Annotated in this window: 22 protein-coding genes; 12 read left to right on the top strand and 10 right to left on the bottom strand. The window is 60.4% G+C overall.

Going from position 1 to position 25,714, the window contains the following annotated elements:
• The first annotated feature begins 367 nt into the window (after window positions 1-367).
• Window positions 368-778, top strand: coding sequence for an H-NS family nucleoid-associated regulatory protein (locus tag I6L49_RS09140; RefSeq protein WP_005344269.1), 411 nt, complete (start codon window positions 368-370; stop codon window positions 776-778).
• A 536-nt stretch (window positions 779-1,314) separates the two neighbouring features.
• Here I6L49_RS09140 and I6L49_RS09135 read toward each other — a convergent pair.
• The 6 genes from I6L49_RS09135 to nadK form a co-directional block, all read right to left on the bottom strand.
• Entirely contained in the window at window positions 1,315-2,679 is a 1,365-nt protein-coding gene (locus I6L49_RS09135) for an efflux transporter outer membrane subunit (RefSeq protein WP_139406220.1), read from the bottom strand.
• 1 nt (window position 2,680) lies between these two features.
• Window positions 2,681-4,624 carry a MacB family efflux pump subunit gene (locus I6L49_RS09130; RefSeq protein WP_216951350.1) on the bottom strand — a complete coding sequence of 648 codons (1,944 nt, stop codon included), beginning with the start codon at window positions 4,622-4,624 and terminating at the stop codon, window positions 2,681-2,683.
• Window positions 4,621-5,784, bottom strand: coding sequence for a macrolide transporter subunit MacA (macA, locus tag I6L49_RS09125; protein ID WP_139406223.1), 1,164 nt, complete (start codon window positions 5,782-5,784; stop codon window positions 4,621-4,623). Before macA ends, I6L49_RS09130 begins: the two co-directional genes overlap by 4 nt.
• A gap of 205 nt (window positions 5,785-5,989) precedes the next feature.
• Window positions 5,990-6,880 (bottom strand): manganese-dependent inorganic pyrophosphatase, encoded by an 891-nt coding sequence (locus I6L49_RS09120; protein ID WP_139396422.1) that lies wholly within the window; start codon window positions 6,878-6,880, stop codon window positions 5,990-5,992.
• A gap of 268 nt (window positions 6,881-7,148) precedes the next feature.
• Window positions 7,149-8,813, bottom strand: a complete 1,665-nt coding sequence (gene recN / locus I6L49_RS09115) for a DNA repair protein RecN (RefSeq protein WP_139406225.1) — start codon at window positions 8,811-8,813, stop codon at window positions 7,149-7,151.
• A 250-nt stretch (window positions 8,814-9,063) separates the two neighbouring features.
• Window positions 9,064-9,948 (bottom strand): NAD(+) kinase, encoded by an 885-nt coding sequence (nadK, locus tag I6L49_RS09110; protein WP_041208339.1) that lies wholly within the window; start codon window positions 9,946-9,948, stop codon window positions 9,064-9,066.
• A gap of 314 nt (window positions 9,949-10,262) precedes the next feature.
• On the opposite strand from nadK, the gene grpE reads away from it, so the two are divergent.
• The 8 genes from grpE (at window position 10,263) to I6L49_RS09070 (ending at window position 21,022) form a co-directional block, all read left to right on the top strand.
• Window positions 10,263-10,838: a nucleotide exchange factor GrpE gene (gene grpE / locus I6L49_RS09105; RefSeq protein ID WP_139406227.1), complete on the top strand. Its 576-nt coding sequence runs from the start codon at window positions 10,263-10,265 to the stop codon at window positions 10,836-10,838.
• A 268-nt stretch (window positions 10,839-11,106) separates the two neighbouring features.
• Entirely contained in the window at window positions 11,107-13,035 is a 1,929-nt protein-coding gene (gene dnaK / locus I6L49_RS09100) for a molecular chaperone DnaK (RefSeq protein ID WP_216951348.1), read from the top strand.
• A gap of 101 nt (window positions 13,036-13,136) precedes the next feature.
• Entirely contained in the window at window positions 13,137-14,279 is a 1,143-nt protein-coding gene (gene dnaJ / locus I6L49_RS09095) for a molecular chaperone DnaJ (protein WP_005338032.1), read from the top strand.
• A 264-nt stretch (window positions 14,280-14,543) separates the two neighbouring features.
• Window positions 14,544-16,049, top strand: coding sequence for a carbohydrate porin (locus tag I6L49_RS09090; protein WP_216951346.1), 1,506 nt, complete (start codon window positions 14,544-14,546; stop codon window positions 16,047-16,049).
• A 115-nt stretch (window positions 16,050-16,164) separates the two neighbouring features.
• On the top strand, window positions 16,165-17,121 hold the full coding sequence (locus tag I6L49_RS09085) for an aminoimidazole riboside kinase (RefSeq protein WP_216951344.1): 957 nt from the start codon (window positions 16,165-16,167) through the stop codon (window positions 17,119-17,121).
• Between the two features lie 83 nt (window positions 17,122-17,204).
• Window positions 17,205-18,569 carry a sucrose-specific PTS transporter subunit IIBC gene (locus I6L49_RS09080; protein WP_100654146.1) on the top strand — a complete coding sequence of 455 codons (1,365 nt, stop codon included), beginning with the start codon at window positions 17,205-17,207 and terminating at the stop codon, window positions 18,567-18,569.
• Window positions 18,569-19,984: a sucrose-6-phosphate hydrolase gene (locus I6L49_RS09075; RefSeq protein ID WP_216951342.1), complete on the top strand. Its 1,416-nt coding sequence runs from the start codon at window positions 18,569-18,571 to the stop codon at window positions 19,982-19,984. Before I6L49_RS09080 ends, I6L49_RS09075 begins: the two co-directional genes overlap by 1 nt.
• Before the next feature lie 27 nt (window positions 19,985-20,011).
• Window positions 20,012-21,022: a LacI family DNA-binding transcriptional regulator gene (locus I6L49_RS09070; RefSeq protein ID WP_100646367.1), complete on the top strand. Its 1,011-nt coding sequence runs from the start codon at window positions 20,012-20,014 to the stop codon at window positions 21,020-21,022.
• A 92-nt stretch (window positions 21,023-21,114) separates the two neighbouring features.
• Here the strand turns inward: I6L49_RS09070 and I6L49_RS09065 are convergent, their stop codons facing one another.
• From I6L49_RS09065 to I6L49_RS09050, 4 genes are all read right to left on the bottom strand, one after another.
• Window positions 21,115-21,843: an MgtC/SapB family protein gene (locus I6L49_RS09065; protein WP_216951340.1), complete on the bottom strand. Its 729-nt coding sequence runs from the start codon at window positions 21,841-21,843 to the stop codon at window positions 21,115-21,117.
• A 269-nt stretch (window positions 21,844-22,112) separates the two neighbouring features.
• A complete protein-coding gene (locus tag I6L49_RS09060) occupies window positions 22,113-22,517 on the bottom strand; it encodes a hypothetical protein (RefSeq protein WP_216951338.1) in 405 nt (134 codons plus the stop codon).
• Window positions 22,518-22,897: 380 nt separating this feature from the next.
• Window positions 22,898-24,169: an NAD(P)/FAD-dependent oxidoreductase gene (locus tag I6L49_RS09055; protein ID WP_216951336.1), complete on the bottom strand. Its 1,272-nt coding sequence runs from the start codon at window positions 24,167-24,169 to the stop codon at window positions 22,898-22,900.
• 54 nt (window positions 24,170-24,223) lie between these two features.
• On the bottom strand, window positions 24,224-24,409 hold the full coding sequence (locus tag I6L49_RS09050) for a DUF2892 domain-containing protein (RefSeq protein WP_100654141.1): 186 nt from the start codon (window positions 24,407-24,409) through the stop codon (window positions 24,224-24,226).
• A gap of 88 nt (window positions 24,410-24,497) precedes the next feature.
• Between I6L49_RS09050 and I6L49_RS09045 the strand changes: the two genes are divergently transcribed.
• The 3 genes from I6L49_RS09045 to I6L49_RS09035 are packed head-to-tail and all read left to right on the top strand — an operon-like array spanning window position 24,498 to window position 25,709.
• Window positions 24,498-24,812 carry a helix-turn-helix transcriptional regulator gene (locus tag I6L49_RS09045; protein ID WP_005338008.1) on the top strand — a complete coding sequence of 105 codons (315 nt, stop codon included), beginning with the start codon at window positions 24,498-24,500 and terminating at the stop codon, window positions 24,810-24,812.
• Window positions 24,812-25,225 carry a YeeE/YedE family protein gene (locus tag I6L49_RS09040; protein ID WP_168176940.1) on the top strand — a complete coding sequence of 138 codons (414 nt, stop codon included), beginning with the start codon at window positions 24,812-24,814 and terminating at the stop codon, window positions 25,223-25,225. The genes I6L49_RS09045 and I6L49_RS09040 overlap by 1 nt, the downstream gene beginning before the upstream one ends.
• Window positions 25,226-25,238: 13 nt before the next feature.
• Window positions 25,239-25,709 carry a YeeE/YedE family protein gene (locus tag I6L49_RS09035; RefSeq protein ID WP_216951334.1) on the top strand — a complete coding sequence of 157 codons (471 nt, stop codon included), beginning with the start codon at window positions 25,239-25,241 and terminating at the stop codon, window positions 25,707-25,709.
• The last annotated feature ends 5 nt before the right edge of the window (window positions 25,710-25,714 follow it).

The following is a 25,714-nucleotide window of genomic DNA, read 5'->3' as shown; positions in this document are numbered from 1 at the left end:
ATTGATTGGGTAATATGACGCATGGTCTTAATCTGCTCATGATGCGAGCAGGCATCGTTCTATTTTTTTATGCAGGTATTGCTCAGGAATCGTTTGACGCACTAGTTGCATTTTCTGAAAAATGTTGATGGCAATTACCCTGAACCTCATATTAATAGTTTCAGATGTGTATGTTCGATTTGGTGGTGATATCAAAAGAGATGTCTAGGCGAGATAGGTTTAATGGGTGAAAGCGTGAGTTTGTTGGCAAGTTTATTTTCATATTCTTTCCAAGTATCCCCTGATAGTAAAAATTGCATGTAGTTATGAATTGTCCATGCTATTCTGAAACAGTTATCCCTGTAACCGACTTTTTTGTGAGGAAATAATGAACGAGTTTCTGAAAGTTCTGCTGAACATTCGCAGTCTGCGTGCGGCTATTCGTGAGCTGCCGTTTGAGCAACTGCTGGAAGCTAAAGAGAAGTTTGACCTGGTTTACCAAGAGCGCGCCGATTCTGTGGAACAGGAGCGTGCTGAACAGGAAGAGCGTCAGCGCAAGCTGAATGAATTCACCGAAATGCTGCAGCAGGCTGGTATTGATCCTCGCGAGCTGTTGGCGACTGCCGCTGCTCCGGCTGCTGCGACTGGCGCAGCCAAGAGCAAGCGTGCTCCGCGTCCGGCTAAATACAAGTACGAAGAAGATGGCCAGGAAAAAACCTGGACCGGTCAAGGCCGTATGCCGAAAGCCATTGCTGCTCAAGTAGCACTGGGTAAAGACCTGAACGATTTCCTGATCTAATTCGTCAGGTTCAGAGATTGAATAATGCCGCCCTTGGGCGGCATTATTTTTTGCCTTTTTACTCGTCGTTATCCAATCTGCCTTCTGCCGCTCTGCTATCTACATCCTCGCTTGTATCCTTTTTACCGTCGTTTTACTTCACTGTTACTTTGCTCAATATCCTTCGCTGTTTGCGATTAATTTTGTCGTGCAGGATTAACTGCGTGATATCGCTATTTGTATGCGTCGTGCAGATATGAGCTTCGGATATGTCGCTCATGATTCACGGGGCGCGGCTCGGCAAGAGCCGAGCTCTCTGCTGATGGAATATCCGGTAACCGTTATCTCCGGTCAGGGTGCGTGAGGTATAGAGATAGCCGCAAGGTATAGCTGGGATCTTCTGGGTCGCCGATGCATGTAATTGGATGGGCTGCCATAACTGCCCCTGATGATGAGCAATGGAGTTCGGCTGTCGTGTGGGCGAGGGCATTCGGTGCGGTCGATGGCGGTGGTATTCCCCACTCTACAGGCAGAGTGGGGAATATTGGGGGGAGGCATTATCGGGGCGCCACGCTATCGCTGCCACCCAGGGCGCGATAGATTTTGGCAGTGGTGGTGAGCTGCTCTTTTTGCTGGGCCAGCAGGCTCTGCTGGGCATCCCACAGCCGGTTCTGCTCATCGAGCCAGGCTTGCACGCCGGTTGCACCCGCCTGGAAGCGGGCCTTGGCCAGCCGTTCGGCCTCCTGAGCATAACTCAGCTGCTCCTGCAGATAATCGAGTCGCTGCTGGCCATAGCGGCGGGCGGCCAGATTGTCCTCCACCTCCACCAGTGCGGTGTAGAGCTGTTTGCGAAACTCGGTTTCAGCAATCTGGTAATCCAGCTCTGAGCTTTCGATGGCAAGCTGGGTGCGGTTGTATTCAAGGAAGGGGAGGGCGAGGCTGGCCCCCAGCGTACCAACCGGATTTTGCAGTACCTGCGCCAATCTATCGGATGCGGTGCTGGCACTGCCGGTCAGGGTCAGGCTGGGGTAGAAGCTGGTGCGGATCTCGTCCCCTTTTGCCAGCGTCTTGCGCAGCCGCAATTCGGCCGCTTTGACATCGGGGCGGCGAGCCAGCACATCGGCCGGAATACCCACCGCAAGTTCAGGAATGGTCTGCTTTGCAAGGGAAGCGGGTGCATACTCCAGCGGCCCGCTGCTGCGGCCCAGCAACAGACGCAGGGCATTGCGAGCCTGCTCCTGCTGCGCTTTAAGTGAGGCCAGCTCAGCCTGCTTGCCTGCCAGTTGCTGGCGTGCCTGTGCCAGATCGAGTCGGGTGATGGCTCCGGCCTTGTATTTGGCCTGGGTCAGCTGCTCGGTGCGGGCCAGGTTGGCCAGCTGTTGCTCGCTCAGGGCAATGGCCGAGGCGAGATAGCCAAGCTGCCAATATTGCTCAAGGCTATTGCCGATAAGCATCAGACGTGTACTGGCCAGATCCTGCTCGCTGGCGGCCGCTTCCCAGCTTGCCTGATCCCGCGCCGATGCCAGCTTGCCCCACAGATCCACTTCATAGCTCAGGCCAAGTGATGGCCCCATACTGCTGGTTGATTTACCGCTCTTCAGATCCTTGTTGCTACTCGCGCCCAGGCTGCCATTGACCGAGGGGGTGAGATTGGTATCGGCCTGATCAGCACCCAGCCGGGCGCTCTTGAGCTTGAGGGCGGCAATGCGCATGTCCGGGTTGGCGGCCAGCACAGCCTCAACCAGCTGGTTGAGCTGCGGGTCGTGAAAGGCTTGCCACCAGGGGCCAGCCTGGGTGGCAAGCTGTTCGCTGTTCGCCTGCTGCCAGACGGGAGCGATGGCGAGATCTTGCCGGTGATAGGTGCTCTGCTGGCTGCAGCCACCAAGGGCGATACAGAGAGCCAGCCAAGATAATTTGTACATGTTATTCCCTCGCCAGTGCGACCACGGGGTCGAGCCTTGCCGCGTTGCGCGCTGGCAGATAACCAAACAGGATCCCGATGAGTGACGAGCAGCCAAAGGCCATCAGGATAGAGAAGAGCGAGAACTGCATCTTGATGCTGTCGACCAGCAGGGAGAAGAGCATGCCGATCCCGAGGGAGAGGCCAACCCCGCAGATCCCGCCGAGCAGACTTACCATCACCGCTTCTATCAGGAATTGCTGCAATATGTCGGACTGACGGGCACCGACCGCCATGCGGATGCCGATCTCGCGGGTTCGCTCCACCACCGACACCAGCATGATGTTCATTACCCCGACGCCGCCGACGATCAGCGAGATCAGCGCGATGGCCGAGACCATCAGGGTCATGGTGGCGGTCGTTTTCTCCACTGACTTGATGATGCTGTCGCTGCTGAAGGTGAAGAAGTCCTTCACGCCGTGGCGTTTGGTCAACAGCTCGATCACCGCCTGCTCCGCCAGTGCCGGCTGTATGCCATCCTTGACCCGGATGGTGAGCTGGCTGAAGTGATGCTGCGAAATCAGGCGGCTCATCACCGCACTGTAGGGGAGCCAGACATTGACCGACTGGCTGGAGGGGCCAAAACCTGTCTCCTGCGAGACAACCCCGATGATGCGCGCCGGCAGTGTGCCGACCATCACCACCTTGCCAACGGGATCATCCTTGCCAAGCAGACTGCCAATGCTCTTCTTGTCCACCACGGCGACGGCGGCACGCTGCTGGATGTCTTGCCATTCGAGCAGGCGTCCGCTCACCAGCGTCATTCCTTTCACCTTGAAGTAGTCGTTGCTCACCCCGGTCACGCTGCCACTGCTGGTCTTGTTGCGGTAACGCAGCTGGCCCGGGCTGGCAATCTCGGGGCTGGCGCCGGCCAGATAGGGTTGCCCCAGCAGGGCATCGAGATCCCCCTTGTTGAGGGTCTGGATACTCGCCATCTTCTCATCACCCCACCCCTTGCCCGGGAATATCTCGATAGTGTTGGTGCCCATCGCATTGATTTGGTCGATCACCTTGGTTCTCGCCCCTTGCCCCAATGCGACCACGCTCACCACGGCGGCGATACCGATGATGATCCCCAGCATGGTGAGGAAGGTGCGCATCCGGTGGGCCAGCATGGCGTGAACAGCCATACGCCCCGCTTCCCGATAGCGATCCCAGTCGTAGCTGGCCCCTTCGCCAGCGGCTGGTGGTACGTTGAGCACCGGTTGATTGCCGACAACCTTGCGTCCGCTATCCTCCTGCACCCGACCATCCTTGAGGGTGATGATCCGGTCGGCGTGGCTGGCTACCTCCATGTCGTGGGTCACCAGAATGATGGTGTGGCCCTGAGCGTGCAGCTCCTTGAGGATCGCCATCACCTCCTTGCCGCTCTGGCTGTCCAGCGCGCCGGTCGGTTCGTCCGCCAGGATCACCTCGCCACCATTGGCCAGTGCCCGGGCAATACTGACCCGTTGCTGCTGGCCGCCGGAGAGTTGTCCCGGCGTATGGTGACTGCGCTCGGCGAGCCCGAGGCGACCGAGCAGCTGACGGGCCCGTGCTTGTCGGTCATGGCGACCGGTACCGGCATAGATCGCCGGGATCTCGACGTTGGCGGCCGCATCGAGATGGGGCAGCAGGTGATAGCGCTGGAAGATAAAGCCGAAGTGGTGGCAGCGCAGGCGAGCGAGTGCCAGCGCATCGAGCGTCGCGGTATCCTCTCCCCGGAACAGATACTGGCCACCGCTGGGGCGATCGAGGCAGCCCAGCAGGTTCATCAGGGTCGATTTGCCGGAGCCGGAGGCGCCAACGATGGCGATCATCTCCCCAGCTTCGATAACCAGATCGAGGGGATGGAGGACGGTCACCTCCTGCTCGCCGCTCTGATAGCGCCGCTCGATCCCTTTTAGCTGGATCAGGGGCTCACTCATAGCATGACCGCCACATCATCCTGAGCGGCAGGTGCGCCGTGATTGAGCTGCACCTGCTCTTTTTCGTCCAGACCGCTCACGACTTCGATCCGGATTTCATCTTTCATGCCGGTCTTGATATGACGGGTTTCGGTCGTCTCATCGTCCCTGATCACGGTGACTTCATACTCGTTGTCTCCCAGCGACTTGCCGAGGGCGGTTTGCGGCACAGTGAGTACCTGCTTGCGTTCGCCGAGCACTATGGTCACCTGGGCCGTCATGGCGACCCGCAGGGTATGGTCGGGGTTGGGCACATCGAACAGGGCGTAGTAGTAGACGGCTGCATTGCTGGTGGTGGTACCGGTTGCAGCCTGATCGTTGATGTTGGTAGGCGCTAACTCCACGGCGCGCAATTTCCCCTGATAGCGGGTGTCCGGATCGCCAATCAGGGTGAAGTAGACCGGCATTCCCGCCTTCACCTTGGTGACATCGGCTTCGGAGATCTGCGCCTTGACCGTCATGGTATCGAGGTCAGCCAGCTTGAGCACGGTTGGTACCGTCTGGCTCGCTGCCAGTGTCTGACCCTGGCGGGTGACAATGGTAATCACGGTGCCATCCATCGGCGCCAGGATCTTGGTGTAGCCGAGCTCGGTTTTGGCCCGCTCCACCTTGATGATGGCGTTGTCGATGTTGGCCTGACTGCTTTGCAGATCAGCCCGGGTTACGGCCAGCTGTGCTTCGGCGCTCTCCAGATCGGCGCGCGAACTCGCCTCCTGCCTGAACATCTGTGACTGGCGCTGCCATGCCAGCTGATACTGCTTGAGTTGAGCTTGTTTGATCTTGAGCTGGGCGCGGTTGCTGGCCAGCTCGGCCTCGGCGGTTTTCAGGTTGTTCTGAGCGATGAGCGGATCAATCTCCGCCAGCAAATCCCCCTTCTTGACCCGATCGCCTGCTTCGACCGCCAGCTTGGTGACCTGGCCGGAAACCTGAGCGCCGACATCAACCTGTTCAACGGCTTGCAGTACGCCGCTGGCCAGCACGGTCTGGGCAATATCTTCCCGGGTAACCGGCGCTTTGAGGATCGCTTTGGGAGGATCGCTTGGCCATACCAGCCAGCCGATCAGTGCCAGCCCGAGCAGAGTGAAGATCGCCCGGGTTCTCAGCTTGGAGCTTATTTTCATTGAACACCTGAATGAAATCAGAACACAAAAGGGTTATAGGGCGACAATCGTGCAGCAAAGCCATGGCAAATGACAGCCGAAAATATGTAAGCAAAGTTATGGTGTTACCTGTCAATTGGGGGGCAAGTCGCGATTCGCGCGGTGGTGAAATAAAAAAGCCCCGCACAGAGGCGGGGCTTTTGCTGAGGCTTGGTGATAGGCGTGCTTAAGCCTTGGCCAGCAACTCCATCACCCAGGGCAGACCCTGCTTCTTGCGGCTGACAAAGCCCGGGTGGTAGCTGGACTCTGCCGGTACTTTGGCGTGGCGGGTAAAGTAGATGCGGCTGGCGGCGGCGGTCAGGTCGGTCACCATCAGGACGAAGAAGTCGAGCCCTTCGGCTTCAACACGGTGTGCCATCTCTTGCTGCAGAGTGTCGATCTGGTCGGCAAGCTGTTGTTCGCTGCCCACTTCAATCTGGCTCATGATGAAGTTCAGGCCTTCGGCTTGGAATGCTTTCTCATCCTGCTGCAGCAACTGCGCAGGAGTGAGACCGCTCAGATCGGTTTTCGCCATCAGCAGCTGTTGACCAAACTCGGCCAGCGATACCTCGGCCAGCGGTGCAAGACGCTCGCAGGCGATCTTGTCCTGCTCGGTGGTGGTTGGCGAGGTGAGACAGAGGGTGTCGCTCATGATGGCACCCAGCATCAGACGAGCCTGGCTACGGGTCACGGTACCTTGTTGGCTCAGCAGATCAAAAGCGATAGTGCAGGTGCAGCCAACGGCACGGATCCAGGCATCCAGCGGAGACTGGGTGATCAGGGATCCGAGGCGGTGGTGATCCACCAGACCCAGTACATTGGCCTGGGAGAGGGTTGCGGGGCCCTGCTCCAGATCACTGAAGTCGACCAGCCACACATCTTTATCGGTCAGATCCTGAGTCAGCAGCTCGGGCTCGGCGACACCAGCCTGCTCCAGAATGAAGCGGGTTTCGGTACGCAGATCGCCGAGGCGCCATGGGGTGGCCTGACGGCCTTGTGCATTGAGCCAGTCAGCGATCACCAGAGCGCTGCAGATACTGTCACTGTCGGGATTCTTGTGGCCAAAAACGTGGATCATAGACAAAGCCTCACAATTGGATACCCATAAAGGGGGCAACACTATGCGAAATCCCCCTCGTCAAGGCAACCCGATCCCGGCAGATGTTGCTGCCTGCTTGGCCAAATCCACCATTTTATTGATCTGGGTCGGTGATCTCACCGCTCTGACAAATGGCCGGGATGTATTTGCCCTGCTGACTCAGGATGCTTTTCCAGAGCCAGAGCCAGAGCCAGAGCCAGAGCCAGAGTCAGCCGGTGGTTATGTTGCCATCAGGCTGGCCTGGGAATTAATGGTGCAGCAGCTCGCGGGCATTGGCCAGGGTAATGTCGGTGATCTGATCCCCTCCCAGCAGGCGAGCCAGTTCGTTGAGCCGGGCGCTCTGATCGAGCGCATCCATCCGGGTTTCGGTGGTCTTGCCGTCGGTATGCTTGCTCACCACCATGTGCTGGTGGCCATTGCCCGCAACCTGCGGCAAGTGAGTGACCACCATCACCTGAGTCGACTCGCCAAGCTGGCGTAGCAGGCGACCCACCACGGCCGCTGTCGGGCCGCTGATCCCCACATCTACCTCATCGAAAATCAGGGTTGGAGTGGAAACCTTGCGAGCGCTGATCACTACGATGGCAAGGCTGATACGCGACAATTCACCGCCCGAAGCCACCTTGCCAAGCGGCTGGATGGGCTGACCCGGGTTGGTGGTGACCATAAATTCGACCCGGTCTATACCCAGCGGAGAGAGGCTGCTCTGGGCATCGGGGCGCACCTCGATGGCAAAGCGACCATCGGGCATCGCCAGTTCGTGCATGCTGCTGGTCACCTTGACGCCCAGCTCCTGGGCGTAACGCTGACGGCTCTGGCTAAGGGCCTCGGCGGCCTGAACAAAAGCCTGACGGGCCTCGGCCAGCTCATCTTCCATCCCCTCTAACCGCTCTTCGTCAGAATTGAGGCGGGCGAGATCGGAGGCCAGCTCCTGATGGTACTGGGCCAGCTCTGCCGGTTTGACATGGTGCTTGCGTGCCAGATTGATCGCCTTGGAGAGGCGGGTTTCCAGCTCGTTGAAACGTTCGGGATCCAGCTCCAGCCGATCGAGGTAGCTGCGCAGTTCGCTGTGGCTCTCCTGCACTCCGATCAGGGCTTCGTTCAGCATCTCCAGTACCGGGGTGAGGCGGCTGTCCATGCTGACCAGCCCCTCGGCGCGATCGACGGCTGATTGCAGCAGCCCTGCGATAGTGGTCTCTTCGTTGTCATAGAGCAGGTCGAGACAAGCCCCACACTCCTGCATCAATTCGGTACCGTTGGCGAGACGCTGGTGCTCCTCTTCTATCTCTTCAAACTCCCCGGGTTGCAGGGCAAATTCGTCCAGCTCCTGCACCTGATACTCGATAAGCTGGCGACGGGCTTCCCGCTGCTGCTGTTCGGCCTTGAGCCGGTTGAGCTCGTTTTGCAGCTGGCGCCACTGCTGATAGTGCTGGCGTACCTCGTCGAGCAGCAGATGGTGGCCTGCGTAGCCGTCGAGCAGGGCGAGCTGGTAATCGGGTTTGAGCAGCATCTGGTGGGCATGCTGACCGTGTACGTTGACCAGCAGTTGGCCCAGATTCTTGAGTTGGGTGAGAGGGACGGGCACGCCGTTGATATAGCTGCGCGAACGCCCTTCGGCAGAGATGACTCGCCGCACGATGCACTCACCTTCGTTCTCCAGCTCGTTGGTGGCGAGCCAGGCACGGGCGGCCGGGTTGTTGTCGAGCAGGAAGCGGGCGCTGACCTCGCTTTTGTCGCTATCGGGGCGCACCATGCTGGCTTCGGCCCGCTCTCCGAGGCAGAGACCTAGGGCGTCGATGGCGATGGATTTACCGGCACCGGTCTCACCTGTGATGCAGGTCATCCCCGGTTGCAGATCGAGTTCGAGAAACTTGACGATGGCGAAGTTGTTGACGGTCAGCTGGGTCAGCATGGTCTCATCCTGTATAGGTCAACATTACTGTGTATGCATCCAGTATATACTGGTCTTATATACAGTAAAGAGGGCTCCGTTATTTTTAACAAAGGAAAGTCTCGCCAGTGCGGTATAGCTATGAGCATGCGGTGCTGACTATTGGCGCGCAGTACTGATATGAGAGTGCAGGGGACGTTGCCACGAAAGAAAAGAGAAGGGCGCCAATTCAGGCGCCCTCTGTGGCAATGCCGTTGTCGGTCAGCGCCGATTAAAACAGCTTGCTGCCCCAGCCGAGCTTGTTGCGCAGCACGTGGAAGTAGCTGTAGTCGAGCGGATGCACCAGATGAAGCTGATGGTGGCTCTTCTTGATGAGGATCTCGTCCCCCGGGTGGACAGCAAGCGTCACCTGGCCGTCACAACTCACCTGCATGGCATCGTCCTGATTGTCTGGCGAGACCAGCAGGCGCACTTCGCTGTCGGCATCGAGCACGATGGGGCGACTGCTGAGGGTATGCGGGAACATGGGCACCAGCGTGATGGCGTTGAGCTTGGGGGTGAGGATGGCGCCACCTGCCGATAGCGAGTAGGCAGTTGAGCCGGTCGGAGTGGCCACTATGATGCCGTCCGAGCGCTGGCTATACATAAAGCTGCCATCGATATAGACCTCGAACTCGATCATGTGGGCGATCTTGCCCGGGTGCAGCACCGCTTCGTTGACCGCCAGATTACTCGACTTGCGCTCGCCATGGCGATAGACCGAGGCTTCCAGCAGGAAGCGGTGCTCGCTTTTGTAGTGGCCGGAGAGCACCTGTTCCAGCGGCAGCAGGTAATCCTGCGGCGAGAGATCGGTCAGAAAGCCGAGGTTGCCCCGGTTGACCCCGATCACCGCCACATCGAAACGCGACAGCACCCGCGCCGCCCCCAGCATGTTGCCGTCACCGCCGACCACGATGGCCAGATCGGCCTGTTGGCCGAGCTGAACCAGATCCATGACGTTTTCATCGAGGATGCTCAGGGTCTGGGCAACCCGGCTCTCCACCAGTACCCGGAAACCGCGTGAGGTCAGGTATTGATGCAGGCCGGTCAGCGTCTGGTTGGCCCCCTCGTGGTGAGGCTTGCCAATCAGGGCGATGGTTTTGAACGGAGAATCCATAGTCTGTCGGGTCTGGGTGAGTATTGGGGGCAGTATACAGCGGTTTGTCACGCTTGTGACGTCCTCCCGCGCGCTTCCCTTGCTGAGGGGGAAGGGCTATCTCCTTGACGCAGCTGATTAAAAGCTGAGCTGGATTGCCAGAGATGCAGCAAGGAAAGTGCCAATAGTCCTGTTTGAGTGACCCGGATTGGCCTTTTTCCCTTGAAAGACAGGGATCCATCCCCATAATAGCGCCAACATAGTCGGTCTGATGTCACTGGTCGCTCAGCCAGACGTCAAGGCCCTCGTAAGTAACCCCGGAATCTGGAGATGTCATGAACCACGAAGAGCAAAAGGTTGAAGCGATGGAGCAAGTGGAAGCCCAGCCAGTCGAGCCGACCGATGTAGACAGTGAAGTGACAGCCGAGCAGGCCCGTATCGCCGAACTGGAAGAGCAGCTGGAGACCGCCATCCAGAAGGCGGCGGAAGAGCGCGAACGTGCCCTGCGTACCGCTGCCGAAATGGAGAATCTGCGTCGTCGTACCGAGCTGGACGTGGAGAAGGCGCACAAGTTCGCGCTGGAGAAGTTCGCTGCCGAGCTGCTGCCGGTACTGGACAACCTGGAGCGCGCCATCGAGCTCGCCGACAAGGATAACGACGCCCTCAAGCCGATGGTGGAAGGTGTCGAGCTGACCCTCAAATCCATGCAGAGCGGTGTGGCCAAGTTCGGTCTGGTTGCGCTGGATCCGACCAACCAGCCGTTTGACCCGAATGCCCATCAGGCGATGAGCATGGTGCCGAGTGCCGATGTGGCGCCGAACACCGTCATTGCCGTGATGCAGAAAGGCTATGAGCTGAACGGTCGCGTGATCCGTCCGGCCATGGTCATGGTATCCAAGGCCGCCGACTGAGTCGGCACTTGATGCCCAGGCCCGCCGCTTGGCGGGCTTTTTGTTTATCTGTCTGGTCTGTCATGGACTGATCACGACAAAAGGTAGGGTTTTTGCGGGGCAGGGCTTGAAGTGGCCGCTTGCGACCCCATATAGGATGCAAGGCCACGGCGGCACAAAAAATTTGATGCCGGGAGCTTGAAAGCCAGATTGGCAGGCCCCACCTAGCCGTTAACGCATTAAGGCGAGTTCCTCGCCAGTTTATTCAAAGTATTTGGAGATTTCTCAAATGGGTAAAATCATCGGTATTGACCTGGGTACTACCAACTCCTGCGTTGCCATTCTGGACGGCGACACTGCTCGCGTGATCGAGAACGCAGAAGGCGATCGTACTACTCCGTCCATCATTGCCTATGCCGATGATGGCGAGATCCTGGTTGGTCAGCCGGCCAAGCGTCAGGCCATCACCAACCCGAAAAACACCCTGTTCGCCATCAAGCGTCTGATCGGCCGTCGTTTTGAAGATGACGAAGTACAGCGTGACCTGAAAATCATGCCGTACGCCATCGCCAAGGCCGACAACGGTGACGCCTGGGTTGAGGTGAAGGGCAAGAAAATGGCACCGCCGCAGATCTCTGCCGAAGTGCTGAAAAAGATGAAAAAGACCGCCGAAGACTACCTGGGCGAGCCGGTAACCGAAGCAGTTATCACTGTTCCGGCCTACTTCAACGACGCCCAGCGTCAGGCTACCAAGGATGCCGGTCGCATCGCCGGTCTGGATGTTAAACGCATCATCAACGAACCGACCGCAGCTGCTTTCGCTTACGGCGTGAACAAGGTCAAGGGCGAGCGCAAGGTTGCCGTATATGACCTGGGTGGCGGTACTTTCGATATCTCCATCATCGAGATCGACGAAGTGGAAGGCGAAACCACCTTCGAAGTACTGGCGACCAACGGTAACACCCACCTGGGTGGTGAAGACTTCGACAACCGCGTCATCAACTATCTGGTAGACGAGTTCAAGCGTGAGCAGGGCATCGACCTGCGTAACGACCAGCTGGCTCTGCAGCGTCTGAAAGATGCCGCCGAGAAAGCCAAGATCGAGCTCTCTTCTGCCCAGCAGACCGACGTCAACCTGCCGTACATCACTGCAGATGCCACCGGTCCGAAGCACATGAACATCAAGGTGACCCGCGCCAAGCTGGAATCTCTGGTGGAAGACATGGTGAAGGACTCTCTGGAGCCGGTTCGTGTCGCCCTGAAAGACTCCGGTCTGGCAGTTGGCGAGATCGACGACGTGATCCTGGTTGGTGGTCAGACCCGTATGCCGCTGGTTCAGAAGACCGTTGCCGAGTTCTTTGGCAAAGAGCCGCGTAAAGACGTCAATCCGGACGAAGCCGTGGCCATGGGTGCTGCCATCCAGGGCGCCGTACTGTCCGGTGACAAGACCGACGTACTGCTGCTGGACGTCACCCCGCTCTCCCTGGGTATCGAAACCATGGGTAGCGTGATGACTGCGCTGATCGAGAAGAACACCACCATTCCGACCAAGAAGTCCCAGGTGTTCTCCACTGCCGAAGACAACCAGTCTGCCGTGACCATTCACGTGCTGCAGGGTGAGCGCAAGCGCGCCAGCGACAACAAGTCTCTGGGCCAGTTCAACCTGGAAGGCATCCGTCCGGCACCGCGTGGTCTGCCGCAGATCGAAGTGACCTTCGACATCGATGCCAACGGTATCCTGCACGTCTCTGCGAAAGACAAAGAGACCAACAAAGAGCAGAAGATCACCATCCAGGCCTCCTCTGGTCTGTCTGATGACGAGATCGAGCGCATGGTACGCGAAGCCGAAGCCAACGCGGCCGAGGACAAGAAGTTTGAAGAGCTGGTACAGGCTCGCAACCAGGCTGATGGTCTGGTCCACTCCGTACGCAAGCAGATCACCGAAGCCGGTGAAGCCCTGCCTGCCGACGACAAGACCAAGATCGAAGCCGCTCTGAGCGAGCTGGAAACGGCCATCAAGGGTGACGACAAGGCTGCTATCGAAGCCAAACAGCAGGCTCTGCTGGAAGCGTCCCAGAAGCTGATGGAAATTGCCCAGCAGCAGGCTCAGGCCCAGGGTGCAGCCGGTGCTGATGCCGGTCAGTCCTCCTCTTCTGCCAAGGCTGACGACGACGTAGTCGACGCCGAGTTCGAAGAAGTGAAAGACGACAAGAAGTAAGCCCTACCCAGATGGGCGAAGTCCGCTTCGCCCATCGGCTTGGTCAATGAATTCACGGGCGTTGGGTAACCAACGCCCGTCTGCGTAACCACAGGATGAGTATGTCGAAGCGCGATTTCTACGAAGTACTGGGTGTGGCGAAAGATGCCGACGATCGCGAGATCAAGAAGGCGTACAAGCGCCTGGCCATGAAGTATCACCCGGATCGTAATCAGGGTGATGCCGCATCCGAAGAGAAGTTCAAAGAGGTCAAGGAAGCCTACGAGGTCCTGACCGATGCCAACTTGCGTGCCCGTTACGACCAGTACGGCCATGCCGGTGTCGACCCGAGCCAGGGTGGCGGTGGCCACGGTGGCTTTGGCGGCGGTGCCGACTTCGCCGACATGTTTGGTGACGTATTCGGTGACATCTTCGGCGGTGGCCGTGGTGGTGCCCGTCGTGGCCCGGCCCGTGGCTCCGACCTGCGTTACACCATGGAGCTGACGCTGGAAGAGGCGGTACGCGGGGTCTCCAAGGAGATCAAGGTGCCGACTCTGGTTCACTGCGAAGTCTGTAACGGCTCCGGTGCCCACACCGGCAGCAGTGCCCAGACCTGCCCGACCTGCCACGGCTCCGGCCAGGTGCAGATGCGTCAGGGCTTCTTCGCGGTGCAGCAGGCATGTCCGCACTGTCACGGCCGCGGCAAGATCATCAAGGATCCGTGCCGCAAGTGCCACGGTGAAGGTCGCTACCAGCGCACCAAGACCCTGTCGGTGAAAATTCCGGCGGGCGTCGATACCGGCGATCGCATCCGTCTCTCCGGTGAAGGAGAAGCGGGGGAAGCAGGGGCTCCGGCAGGGGATCTCTACGTACAGGTGCACGTCAAAGAGCACGAGATCTTCGTGCGTGACGGCAACAACCTCTACTGCGAAGTGCCCATCAGCTTCACCGCAGCCGCCCTCGGTGGCGAGATTGAAGTGCCGACCCTGGATGGCCGCGTCAAGCTCAAGGTCACTCCGGAGACCCAGACCGGCAAGATGTTCCGCATGCGCGGCAAGGGCGTAAAGTCTGTGCGCTCCGGTCAGGTCGGGGATCTGATGTGCAAGGTGGTGATCGAGACCCCGGTCAACCTCACCGAGCAGCAGAAAGAGCTGCTGCGCCAGCTGGACGAATCCTTCAGCGGCGCCGCTGCCAAGACCCACAAGCCGAAATCGGAAGGCTTCTTCGAAGGGGTGAAACGCTTCTTCGACGATCTGACCAGCTGATTTCAGCGACCCGAATAAAAAGAGCCGGCCTTGTGCCGGCTCTTTTTTTGCCCGCCGTTTAGCCAGGATCCACCCTATTGAGTAGATCCTGATGAGGGATCCTCCTCACAACTCCCGCCAATTCCTGCTGTACAAATGTTATCCCGCTCACACTGTTGCTGAAACGGTTTAGTTGCTGTATTGAGTTGGCTAAATTGGTTTAGCTATGCTCTGGCTGTCGATAACAACAGCGCCCGTTCGGGCTACAGATGACAGGTGAGGAAGATGATGATGTTCAAGAGCAAGTTGGCGCTGGCGGTAGCGCTGGGATTGGGGATGAGCAACCCTCTATGGGCGGCGCAGGTGAGTGTTGCAGGTGAGAGTGTCGAGGCCAGACTGGCTGCGCTGGAGGCGCGGGTACAGGCGGCTGAAGCGAGAGCCGAGGCAGCAGAGAGCCGTGCCAGTCAGGCGGAAGTGAAGGCGAGCGCGGCCAGTGAGCAGGCGCAGGCGGCCGACAACCGCAGCCAGAAGGTGAATGAGAAGACCGCCGGTGCCCAGGGCTTCGAGTTTCACGGCTATGCCCGCTCGGGCCTGTTGGTAAACAGCAATGGCAACGGCGGGCGCGGTGGCCCCTACATCACCCCGGCCGGTTCGGTGGGTGGGGCTGTCGGTCGCCTTGGCAACGAGGATGACACCTACATGGAGGCCAACCTGCTGAAAACCCAGACCTTCGAGGATGGCAGCTGGGCCCGCTACAAGCTGATGCTGGCTGACGGGGTGGAGACCAGCAACGACTGGACCGCCAGCGATTCGAGCCTCAATACCCGTCAGGTGTTTGCCGAGATCGGCAATCTGGCGAGCTTCGACGGCCCCTTCAAGAATGCGGTGCTGTGGGCGGGCAAGCGCTTTGATCGGGACAACTTTGACATCCACTGGCTCGATTCCGACGTGGTGTTCCTGGCCGGTACCGGCGGCGGCGTCTACGACGTGCAACTGGCCGATAGCTGGAAGGCCAACTTCTCCCTCTATGGCCGCGATTACGGTGACATCAGCGCCAGCGGTCTCTCCGATATCGAGAGCTACATCCTCACCATGAACAACCGCGTCGGTAACTGGCAGTGGATGGTGAACGGTCTCTCGGCCAAGGGCAATGACGCCCGCATCAATGACAAGGGGACGGGCAGCGAGGCGGCGGACAAGGGGGCACACACCCTGCTGGCCTACCACGGCGAGAGCTTCTTTGGCATCAACCCCGGTTTTGCCAAGGCGGCGGTGCTGTATGGTCATGGGCTGGGGGCCGAGGTCAAGGGGCTGGGCTCTGACAGCGAGCTGTTGCCGGACGCCGATGCGGTGCGGGTCGCCGTGTTTGGCGCTACCGATCTCAACTCGCGCTGGCGTTTTGCCCCGGCCCTGCTGGCCGAGCAGAGTCAGGATCGCTACGTGAAAGGGGATGAGTACCGCTGGCTTACCTTCAATACCCGGGTGGCGCAGGTGCTGAGCCAGAACGTCGAGCTGGTCTACGAGGCGGCCTGGCAGTACATGGATCTCGATCCCAAGGGTTACAAGGGACGCCAGGCGGTGAATGGCAACTTCACCAAGCTCACCTTCGCCCCCACCTTCAAGGCGCAGACCGCCGGCTTCTTCGAACGGCCCGAACTGCGGGTGTTCGCCAGCTGGATGGACTGGTCCTCCGAGCTCGACAACTACGCCAGCGACGATGCCATGGGCCAGAGCAACTTCACCGCCGGTGGCGAGTGGAACTTTGGCGTACAGATGGAAACCTGGTTCTAGTTCGTTATCCCGATCACAAAAATGGCAGTCGGTGCCGAGATCTATTGGTTGGCTAAAACGGTTTAGCTGATAATGCCAGCCAACAGAACAGAGTTCGGGTTTGACCGTGGATCCGATGCAGCAGTGGAGTAGCAAGGTGACGAATCGTGTGTGGGTAATGGGGGATGCGGTGGTGGACTTGATCCCGGAAGGGGCGTTGCACTACCTCAAGTGTCCGGGTGGCGCGCCCGCCAATGTGGCGGTTGGTGTGGCACGGCTGGGTGGCGATGCGGCCTTTATCGGCCGGGTTGGTGCCGATCCGTTCGGCCGCTTTATGGCCGATACCCTGAGCGGGGAGGGGGTGGATATCGGTGAGCTGCGGCTCGATCCAGACCATCGCACCTCTATCGTGTTGGTGGCACTGGATGATGAGGGGGAGCGCAGCTTCACCTTTATGGTGCGCCCCAGTGCCGACCAGTTCCTCACCCCGGATGAGTTGCCCCGCTTCGATGCCGGTCAGTGGCTGCTCACCTGCTCCATCGCGCTCGCCAACGAACCGGTGCGCACCAGCTGCCTGCAGGCCATGGCGGCCATCAAGGCGGCAGGCGGGCGGGTCTGCTTCGACCCCAACCTGCGCCCCGAGGTGTGGGGCAACCCCGCCGAGATGCTGCCGCTGGTGCGTCAGGCAATTGCACAGGCGGATGTGGTCAAGCTCTCCATCGAGGAGCTGCAACTGCTGAGCGGTGAGGATGATCTGGCTGCCGGGCTTGCAACGCTCTCTGGCCCGGCGCTGGTGCTGGTGACCAGAGGGGCGGCCGGGGTGGTGGCTCGCCTTGATGGCGAGTTGCTGGAGTGGGTGGGGCAGAAAGTGACGCCCATCGACACCACGGGGGCGGGGGATGCCTTCGTCGCCGGTCTGCTGGCGGCCCTGGCCGGGTGCTCGTCGCTGCCGACTCCGGCCGAGCTACCCGCCATCCTGGCTCAGGCCCACGGCTGCGGGGCGCTCGCCACCACCGCCAAGGGGGCGATGACGGCGCTGCCGACCCGCTCCGAACTGGATGCTTTTTTGCGATCAGACGCAAGCGGCTGTTGAGCTGCGGCTAGAAGCCCGGCTCGACAGCCCCTACTCTCATGTGACAAGGGCCCGCCAGCGTGGCGGGTCATAAGAGGAAGAATATGAATATCAGTGCGATAGCCAAGGATCTGGTGCCCCTGCTCGGGGGCAAGGAGAATATCGTCAGCGCTGCCCACTGCGCCACCCGGCTGCGGCTGGTGCTGGCCGATGACAGCAAGGTAAACAAGGCCGCCATCGACAAGCTGGAGGGGGTCAAGGGGTGCTTTAGCAACGCGGGCCAAATTCAGGTGATCTTCGGCACCGGTCTGGTCAACAAGGTCTATGCGGAGTTTGTGGCGCTGACCGGTACCGGCACCGCCAGCAAGGCTGAGCTGACCGACATGGCGGCGGCCAAGCTCAATATGGCGCAGAGGCTGGCGCGGACTCTGTCCAACATCTTCGTTCCCATCATTCCGGCCATCGTCGCCTCGGGCCTGCTGATGGGGCTGCTCGGCATGGTGCGCACCTACGGTTGGGTCAATGCCGACAGCGCCCTGTTTGTGATGCTCGACATGTTCAGCTCGGCGGCCTTTATCATACTGCCGATCCTCATCGGCTTTACTGCGGCGCGGGAGTTTGGCGGCAATCCGTACCTCGGGGCGACCCTTGGTGGCATCCTCACCCACCCGGCGCTGACCAACGCCTGGGGCGTGGCCGGTGGCTTCAAGACCATGGATTTCTTCGGGCTCGATGTCGCCATGATCGGCTATCAGGGCACCGTCTTCCCGGTACTGTTGGCTGTCTGGTTTATGTCCCATCTGGAGAAACAGCTGCGCAAGCGCATTCCGGACGCGCTGGATCTGATCCTCACGCCGTTCCTCACCGTCATCATCACCGGTTTCGTGGCACTGCTCTTTATCGGCCCGGCGGGTCGGGTGCTGGGGGATGGCATCTCGTTCGGTCTGAGCGCCCTCTATGAGCAGGCAGGCTGGTTGGCGGGGCTGGTGTTTGGCGGCACTTACTCGCTTATCGTCATCACCGGCATTCATCACAGCTTCCACGCCATCGAGGCGGGGCTGCTGGCCAATCCGCAAATTGGCGTCAACTTCCTACTGCCCATCTGGGCCATGGCCAACGTGGCACAGGGCGGGGCTTGCCTCGCGGTCTACTTCAAGACCCGCGATGTGAAGATCAAGGCCATTACCGTGCCGGCGGCCATGTCCTGCCTGCTGGGCATCACGGAAGCGGCCATCTTTGGGGTGAACCTGCGTTACATCAAACCCTTCCTCGCCGGTCTGTTTGGCGGGGCCTGCGGCGGCGCCTACGTGGTGGCGGCCAAGGTGGGGATGACGGCGGTGGGGCTGACCGGTATTCCCGGCATGGCCATCGTCCAGCCCATGAGCCTTATTCATTACATCATTGGGCTGGTGATCGCCTTTGGCGCCGCCTTCGCCGCTTCTTACCTGCTCAAGTACAAGGTGGAGTGATGAAGGAAAGCGATCTTCTCAACCAGATTGTCCGGTCGCTGCTGGCCGGACAGCTCAAGGCGGCGGCCGATCCCCATCGGCCCCGCTGGCATCTGGCAGCCCCGGTGGGGCTGCTTAACGATCCCAACGGCTTTATCGAGCACGACGGGCGCTACCACCTCTTCTACCAGTGGAATCCGCTGGGCTGCGAGCACCGCAACAAGGGCTGGGGCCATGTCACCTCCACCGATCTGCTGCATTGGCAGCATGAGCCGGTGGCGCTGTTGCCCACCGAAGCCTATGAGAGCCACGGCTGCTATTCGGGCTCTGCGGTGAGCGACGAGCAGGGGCGTCTGACCCTTATCTACACCGGCAATGTCAAATACCCGGATGGCAGCCGCACCGCCTATCAGTGTCTGGCCCGGGCCGACGGTGAGGGTGGTTTTGCCAAGCTGGGGCCTGTGCTGGATCTGCCCGCAGGCTACAGCGGCCACGTGCGCGACCCCAAGGTGTGGCACGACGGCCAGCAGTGGCTGATGGTGCTGGGGGCCCGCACCCTGGATGACAAGGGCGAAGTGCTGCTCTATCGCGGCGACACGCTGGATGCTTGGACGCTGGTGGGCCCCATCGCCGGCAGCGGGCACGGCGGCCTCGGGGAGTTTGGCTATATGTGGGAGTGCCCGGATCTCTTCCCGCTGGGGGAGCGCCATGTGCTGATCAGCTGCCCTCAGGGGATTGCCCCGGCAGGCGAGGATTATCGCAACCTCTACCAGTGCGGCTGGCTGGCTGGCGACTTCGACGGCGAGCGCTTCGAGCACGGGGCTTTCCACGAGCTGGATCGGGGCTTCGAGTTCTATGCGCCGCAAACCACCCTGGACACTCAGGGTCGCCGCCTCCTGTTCGGTTGGCTGGGGTTGCCGGAGGAGAACGAGATGAGCCAACCCACTATCCCCTATGGCTGGATCCATCAGATGAGCTGTCCGCGGGAGCTGTTCTGGCAGGATGAGTGGCTCTGCCAGCGGCCGGTGGCGGAGCTTGCGGCGCTCAAGGGAGAACTGACTAGCTTCGAGGGGACGCTCGGCGAATTTCCGGGGCTGGCCATCGACTCGGCCTGGCTCGATCTGGATCTCTGCGGTGAGGGGAGTCTCTGGTTCGGCGCGGTGGCCGAGCTGTGCTGGCAGCCGGGGCGCATCACCTTGCGGCGCCAGAACTGGCAGAGCGGGGCGTGGGAGACTCGCAGCAGCCCATGGGCTGGCGGGCGGATCACCGTGCTGTGCGATCGCTCCAGTCTGGAGTGCTTCATCGATGAGGGGCGACACAGCCTGTCAGCGCGCTACTTCCCCGGGGAGAAGCCGCAACTTTCATCAGGTAACGGCGATGATGGCTGCAAAATTTGCCTCAATCACTGGCCGCTGTCGGCGTGCCTAGTACAATAGCCCGGTTCTAGTCAGCCGGGAGGCCAGGTGGAGAAGAAGAAACGGATCACGATTGCCCAGATCGCCGAACTGGCGGGGGTGTCCAAGGCGACCGCCAGTCTGGTGCTCAACGGGAAGAGTGCGGAGTACCGGATTGCCGACGATACCCGCAAGCGCATTCAGGCGGTGGCGGAGGAGTGTCACTACCTGCCGAGCTTTCATGCCCGCTCCCTGCGCGAGACCCGCAGCTACACCTGGGGGTTGGTGATCCCCGATCTCACCAACTTCGGTTTTGCCCGCATCGCCCGCGCCCTCGAGGCCCACTGCCGGGAGGCGGGTATCCAGCTGCTGATCGCCTGCTCCGAGGATGATCCCGCCCTCGAGCAGCGGGTGGTGGACAATCTCATCAGCCGTCAGGTGGATGGGCTGATTGTCGCCTCCAGCGGCCACAGCGATGACATCTATGCCCGCATCCACGACCGCCTGCCGGTGGTGCAGCTCGACCGCCACATCGGCGAGTCGCGCCTGCCCATGGTGATCTCCGATGCCTGCAAGGCGACCGCCGAGCTGGTGCGGGACATGGCCAGCGAGTGCGGCGAGGAGATCTACTACTTCGGTGGCCTGCTGGATCTCTCCCCCAGCCGTCACCGGCTGGCGGGCTATGAGCTGGGGCTCCATCGCGCCGGTTTTGAAGCCGATGCAGCCCGGGTGCGTCATCGCGACTATCAGCCGAGCTCCGGTTATCAGCTGATGGCCGAGCTGGTGGCCGAGCTGGGAGCGCCCCCCAGGGGGCTCTTTACCGCCTCCTTTACCCTGCTGGAAGGGGTACTGCGCTACCTCAACGAGGCGGGGTTGATGGAGACAGGCATGCGCCTGTGTACCTTCGACGATCACGACCTGCTCGACTGCATTCCCATGCGCATCGATTCGGTGGCGCAGGATTGTCCGGCGCTGGCCCTCGCCGCTTTCGAGCTGATGCAGCAACTGATTGCGGGCAATCCTCCGGCGCAAACTGCCCAGGTGATCACCCCCAGGGTGCGCTGGCGCAGTCGCCGCTAGCCACTCTTCGCCCATCCCATAGTGAGAAAGCCCCGCCATTGCTGGCGGGGCTTTTTGCTGTGGGCGTATGGTTCGTTCCTCTGACCAACGGCTCAGTCGGTGGTACTGGTGCGCCAGAACACCTGCTTGATATGGGGATGAATGCCGAGTTTCACCATCAGGGCATCCAGCTCGTCGCCATCGATGGAGGTGGCGAGCAGCACCGCAGAGATCTCCAGATCCCCCTCGCCAAACGGCTTGATGTCGAGCTCGCTCAGGGGGTAGTTGGCCTGCTCCAGCATCTCCTCGAGCCAGTGCAGCACCTCTTTTTGATGTTCGCGCTGGGTCAGCGCCGTCACCTTGTAGGTCACTTCGGTGTCGGTATTGTCCACCGGGCGACGGTTGATCTGGTTGACCAGCGGTCGTAGCAGGGTGTTGGCGGCCAGCACGAACAGGGCGCCCAGAATGGCCTCCATGGCCAGCCCGGCGCCACAGGCGGCGCCGACAGCAGCGACACCCCAGAGGGTGGCGGCAGTGTTGATGCCGCGGATATTGCCCGACTCGCGCATGATGACGCCGGCGCCGAGAAAGCCGATGCCGGAGACGATATAGGCCACCACATGGACCACGTTGTAGTTGCCGCCGTGCAGGTCATAGATGCGCTGGGCCAGACTGACGAACAGGGCGGCCCCCACGGCGACCAGCACGTTGGTGCGAAGACCCGCGGTACGTTGGCGGTACTGGCGCTCCAGCCCGACCAGACTGCCGAGCACAAAGGCGAGCAACAGGCTGGCCAGGGTGTCGAGCAGGGAGAGCATGTCGATTTGTTGCCACATCTTCATGGCGTACTCCTTCTGATAAGCGCTGGCTTGGCGCAATCCATGATGAAACGCCGGGAGGCGGATGGATCAGGGGATGATTGCGCGGATGGCCAGCAGAAAAAACAACACAGCGCGCCCGCTCTCGGGGTGCGAGCCGAGCATAGGCGCGAACATAAGTGCGAGCATGAACGGCGTATCGGCTATCCGATCCGCCGCAGAGCAAGCTGTTGCTCACGACAAGGGGGCCAGCGTGGCTGGCCCCTTTCACTGTGGTTAACGCAGGTGTGCGGTCAGTTGAGTTCGGGATCGCAGTCGATGCGCGGGCGCAGTTGCCAGCGCACCGGATGTGCTACTCCGACCTGATGAACGAACTGCACCAGATAGCGTCGCTGGGGCGGGGTGCACTGCAGGTTGAGCACCAGCTCTCGCCCGCCGCCGCGACCCGGCTTCATCGATTGCATCGGTTGCAGCCCGGCCGGTTGCAACGTGTGGTTCACCATATTCAGCACCTGCTCCATATCGGCGCGATCCTCACAGCGGATCTGCAGCCGGTAGTGGTGCTGACGCTGTTTGCCGCCCAGCCAGCGTGGCAGCATGCCACGGCCGAGCCGGCTCAACAGGGGGTGAGCCCGGGTAGCAACAGAACCTGTTGCGACCGTGCGATCCGCAGCCGGTTTGATCGAGATAAAACGCATAGCAGCCTCCTTGTGGGAAGCAGAAACTATGCAGGCATGGCGACCGTGGCGGTTGGCCTCTGGTTGCCAGACGTCAAGTGTAAAAAGGGAGAAGAGGGGAGTGGATTTCCGCTTCTCGCAGGGTTGCGAGCATGCGGCAGAGAAAGACCTGCGGCTAGCTCGCGACCTTGGTACCGACGATGAGGGTCGGTCTACAACTGTCACTTGATGAGTTGCCCACTGATGGTCTCCGCTATTGATAAGAGGCTCGAATGATAGCCGAGGTGGCAGGCAGGGTAAACCCCGCGCCGCCCGCAGCAACATCTTGAAACATAATCGAAAGCCCCGTTTTGCCGCGCAGGGCCGTAAAAAGAGACCCGGCGAGGGCCGGGTCTGCGGGGTCATTCGGTCTTGTCGATGCCGAGGTATTTGAGCATCAGTTTCTCGTAGATGGGCTCGGTATCCCCCACCTGCATCTTGTGCAGGAAGTACTTCTCAAAGGCGATCTTGGCCAGATGGACCCACTTTCCTTTCTTGAACCAGGCGACGTTGCGCGGCGGGATCTGCGGCATGGCGACGAAAGCGGCGCCGGTGTCCCCCATGTCCGCCAGACAGATAGCATTCCACACTGCCTTGGTCACCGGCGGCTGGCCGCTGAGCTCCGCCTTGATGTTGTGGCTCAGGGTGCGCACCATCGCCTCAATCATGTAGCCGGTCTTGGGCACCCCGGTTGGTACCGGCGTCTTGTGCGGCGGGGCAATGGCGATGCAGACCCCGGCGGCGTAAATCTGCGGGAAGGCGGGGTTACGCTGGTGTTCGTCGACGATGACAAAGCCGCGGGGATTGACCAGCCCCTCGATGCTCCGCAGCGGCGCAATGCCGACAAAGGCGGGCAGCATCATGGCGTGTTTGTAGGGCAGAGTGTGGGTGCGCTTGATGTTGCCCTCATCGTCCAGCTCCTCCACCGTCATCTGGCCATCTTGCGCCGCCACGGTGCGGGCATTGCAGATCCACTGCACGTCGCGCATCCGCAATTCGCTTTCCAGCATCCCCTTGGAGTCGCCCACGCCGTTGAGACCCAGATGGCCGATGTAGGGCTCGCTGGTGACAAAAGTCATGGGCACATTCTTTCTCACCTTCTTGTCGCGCAGGTGGCGATCGAGGATGAACGCGTACTCGTAGGCGGGACCGAAGCAGGAGGCGCCCGGCATGGCACCGACAATCACAGGGCCGGGCTCATCGACCAGTGCGCTGACACTGTGGCGGCACTCTTCGGCGTGGGAGAGGGTACAGACGCTGGTGGTGCCACCGGATTCGGGGCCAGCCCCCGTCACCTCGTCAAAGGCGAGGGCCGGGCCGGTGCAGATTGCCAGAAAGTCGTAACGCAGGGTCTGGCCATCGGAGAGGGTGAGCTGCTGCGCCGCCGGTTGCAGCTCGGTCAGGGCGGCATGGATAAAGCGGATCCCCTTTTTCTTCACATGGGGTTCGATGGGGATCGAGGTCTCCTTGCGCTCCCGCCACTGGACGGCAATCCAGGGGTTGGAGGGGGTAAATTCAAAGTCCGGCTTGTCGTTGATGAGGATCACCTCATGCTGCTTGCCCAGTTCGGCCTTGAGTTCGTAGGCGGCAGACATGCCCCCCAGACCCGCGCCGATGACGATTACCGTTGCCATGTTCAGCCTCCTGCGTTTATTACACGCTCATGTGAGCCGGGTCATCCGACCCGTTTATTTAAATCCTATCCGTTTGAGGATCATCGCTGCCGGGCAGAAACCGGTGAATGCGCTCTGGATCAGGTTGACCCCGACAAAGGCACTCAACCAGACAAAGCCCGGATGAACCCAGCTGGTAAGGATCAGCGAGAGCAGCAACATGCAACCCGCGACGATTCTGACTCCGTTATCTACTGTCATGGTCTTTCTCCTTATCTACTTTAGATGTTGCTAATTTAGTGTTGTTTTATACAATAGAGCAAATATCAGCAATCGCTAATTTACTCTTATGAGCCAATTCGACGAGATGAACAGACATGCGACAGCCGCCGCCTCCCTGCTCAAGGCGTTGGCTCATCCCGAACGCCTGATGGTGCTCTGCCAGCTGGTGGAGGGGGAGAAGGGGGTCGGGGAGCTGCTGGCCCATAGCCAACTCGGGCAGTCGGCTTTCTCCCAGCAACTTTCGGTATTGAAGCGCTACGGCTTGATCCGTTCGCGCAAGGTCTCCCAGCAGATCTACTACTCGCTGGTGAGCGAGGCGGCTGCCGATGTGCTGGGGGCGCTGCAAACCCATTTTTGTCACTCGGAAAATAAGGAATCTTGATGATGGAAAGCCAATGGCTGCTCTCTTTGGGCGGTGGCATGCTGGCGGGGCTGTCGGCCCTGATCCTGATGTTGTTCAACGGCCGGGTTGCCGGGATCAGCGGCATTCTGGCCGGTGCGCTGCAACACCGTACGCCGTGGCGGGTGCTATTTCTGCTGGGGCTCGGGGCGGGCGCCTGGTTGGCGCTGACTCTGGGTTGGTCCACCATGCCCGCATTCACCACCTTGCCCGGCTGGCCTGTAGTGCTGCTGGCCGGTCTGCTGGTTGGCATCGGTACCCGTCTTGGCAATGGCTGCACCAGCGGCCACGGCATCTGTGGCATGGGGCGGCTCTCCCTGCGCTCCATCGTCGCCACCCTGACCTTTATGGCGGCTGGCTTTATCACCGTCTTCGTCACTCATCATCTGCTGTAAGGGGCTGATTGCCATGAAGTTGCTGACAAGTTTGTTTGCGGGTGTGTTGTTCGGACTGGGGATGGCCATCTCCGGCATGATGGATCCCGCCCGGGTCACCGGTTTTCTCGATCTGGCCGGGGCCTGGGATCCCAGCCTCGTCTTCGTGATGGGGGGCGCCCTGCTGGTCTTTATGCCGGGTTACTTCCTGCTGGTGAAACCCCGCCGCCAGAGTGTGCTGGGGGAGCCCATCGCCGCCGTACCAGCTCCTCGGCTCGAGCGCAGGCTGATCGGCGGGGCTGCGCTGTTTGGCATCGGCTGGGGATTGGTGGGTATCTGCCCGGGGCCTGCTCTGAGTCTCATTTCCAGCGGGCAGCCCATGATAGTGTTGTTTATAGCGGCCATGGTGGCCGGGATCTTGCTGTTTGACAGAGGGCTGGCCAGGGTGCTGACCAAGGCGCCAGCTCGGGGAGTGGATAAGGTGCGCCAGTCCCATACCGCCTGATCCCG

The organism is Aeromonas sp. FDAARGOS 1419, from assembly GCF_019047045.1.
Classification (GTDB): domain Bacteria; phylum Pseudomonadota; class Gammaproteobacteria; order Enterobacterales; family Aeromonadaceae; genus Aeromonas; species Aeromonas veronii.
Note: the sequence above shows the minus strand (reverse complement) of the source record. Positions and strands in the feature narration are given on the sequence as shown.

Coding starts and splice junctions, on each gene's coding strand:
- I6L49_RS09140 (WP_005344269.1), top strand. CDS start 368: ATGAACGAGTTTCTGAAAGTTCTGCTGAACATTCGCAGTCTGCGTGCG.
- I6L49_RS09135 (WP_139406220.1), bottom strand. CDS start 2,679: ATGTACAAATTATCTTGGCTGGCTCTCTGTATCGCCCTTGGTGGCTGC.
- I6L49_RS09130 (WP_216951350.1), bottom strand. CDS start 4,624: ATGAGTGAGCCCCTGATCCAGCTAAAAGGGATCGAGCGGCGCTATCAG.
- macA (WP_139406223.1), bottom strand. CDS start 5,784: ATGAAAATAAGCTCCAAGCTGAGAACCCGGGCGATCTTCACTCTGCTC.
- I6L49_RS09120 (WP_139396422.1), bottom strand. CDS start 6,880: ATGATCCACGTTTTTGGCCACAAGAATCCCGACAGTGACAGTATCTGC.
- recN (WP_139406225.1), bottom strand. CDS start 8,813: ATGCTGACCCAGCTGACCGTCAACAACTTCGCCATCGTCAAGTTTCTC.
- nadK (WP_041208339.1), bottom strand. CDS start 9,948: ATGGATTCTCCGTTCAAAACCATCGCCCTGATTGGCAAGCCTCACCAC.
- grpE (WP_139406227.1), top strand. CDS start 10,263: ATGAACCACGAAGAGCAAAAGGTTGAAGCGATGGAGCAAGTGGAAGCC.
- dnaK (WP_216951348.1), top strand. CDS start 11,107: ATGGGTAAAATCATCGGTATTGACCTGGGTACTACCAACTCCTGCGTT.
- dnaJ (WP_005338032.1), top strand. CDS start 13,137: ATGTCGAAGCGCGATTTCTACGAAGTACTGGGTGTGGCGAAAGATGCC.
- I6L49_RS09090 (WP_216951346.1), top strand. CDS start 14,544: ATGATGATGTTCAAGAGCAAGTTGGCGCTGGCGGTAGCGCTGGGATTG.
- I6L49_RS09085 (WP_216951344.1), top strand. CDS start 16,165: ATGCAGCAGTGGAGTAGCAAGGTGACGAATCGTGTGTGGGTAATGGGG.
- I6L49_RS09080 (WP_100654146.1), top strand. CDS start 17,205: ATGAATATCAGTGCGATAGCCAAGGATCTGGTGCCCCTGCTCGGGGGC.
- I6L49_RS09075 (WP_216951342.1), top strand. CDS start 18,569: ATGAAGGAAAGCGATCTTCTCAACCAGATTGTCCGGTCGCTGCTGGCC.
- I6L49_RS09065 (WP_216951340.1), bottom strand. CDS start 21,843: ATGAAGATGTGGCAACAAATCGACATGCTCTCCCTGCTCGACACCCTG.
- I6L49_RS09060 (WP_216951338.1), bottom strand. CDS start 22,517: ATGCGTTTTATCTCGATCAAACCGGCTGCGGATCGCACGGTCGCAACA.
- I6L49_RS09055 (WP_216951336.1), bottom strand. CDS start 24,169: ATGGCAACGGTAATCGTCATCGGCGCGGGTCTGGGGGGCATGTCTGCC.
- I6L49_RS09050 (WP_100654141.1), bottom strand. CDS start 24,409: ATGACAGTAGATAACGGAGTCAGAATCGTCGCGGGTTGCATGTTGCTG.
- I6L49_RS09045 (WP_005338008.1), top strand. CDS start 24,498: ATGAGCCAATTCGACGAGATGAACAGACATGCGACAGCCGCCGCCTCC.
- I6L49_RS09040 (WP_168176940.1), top strand. CDS start 24,812: ATGATGGAAAGCCAATGGCTGCTCTCTTTGGGCGGTGGCATGCTGGCG.
- I6L49_RS09035 (WP_216951334.1), top strand. CDS start 25,239: ATGAAGTTGCTGACAAGTTTGTTTGCGGGTGTGTTGTTCGGACTGGGG.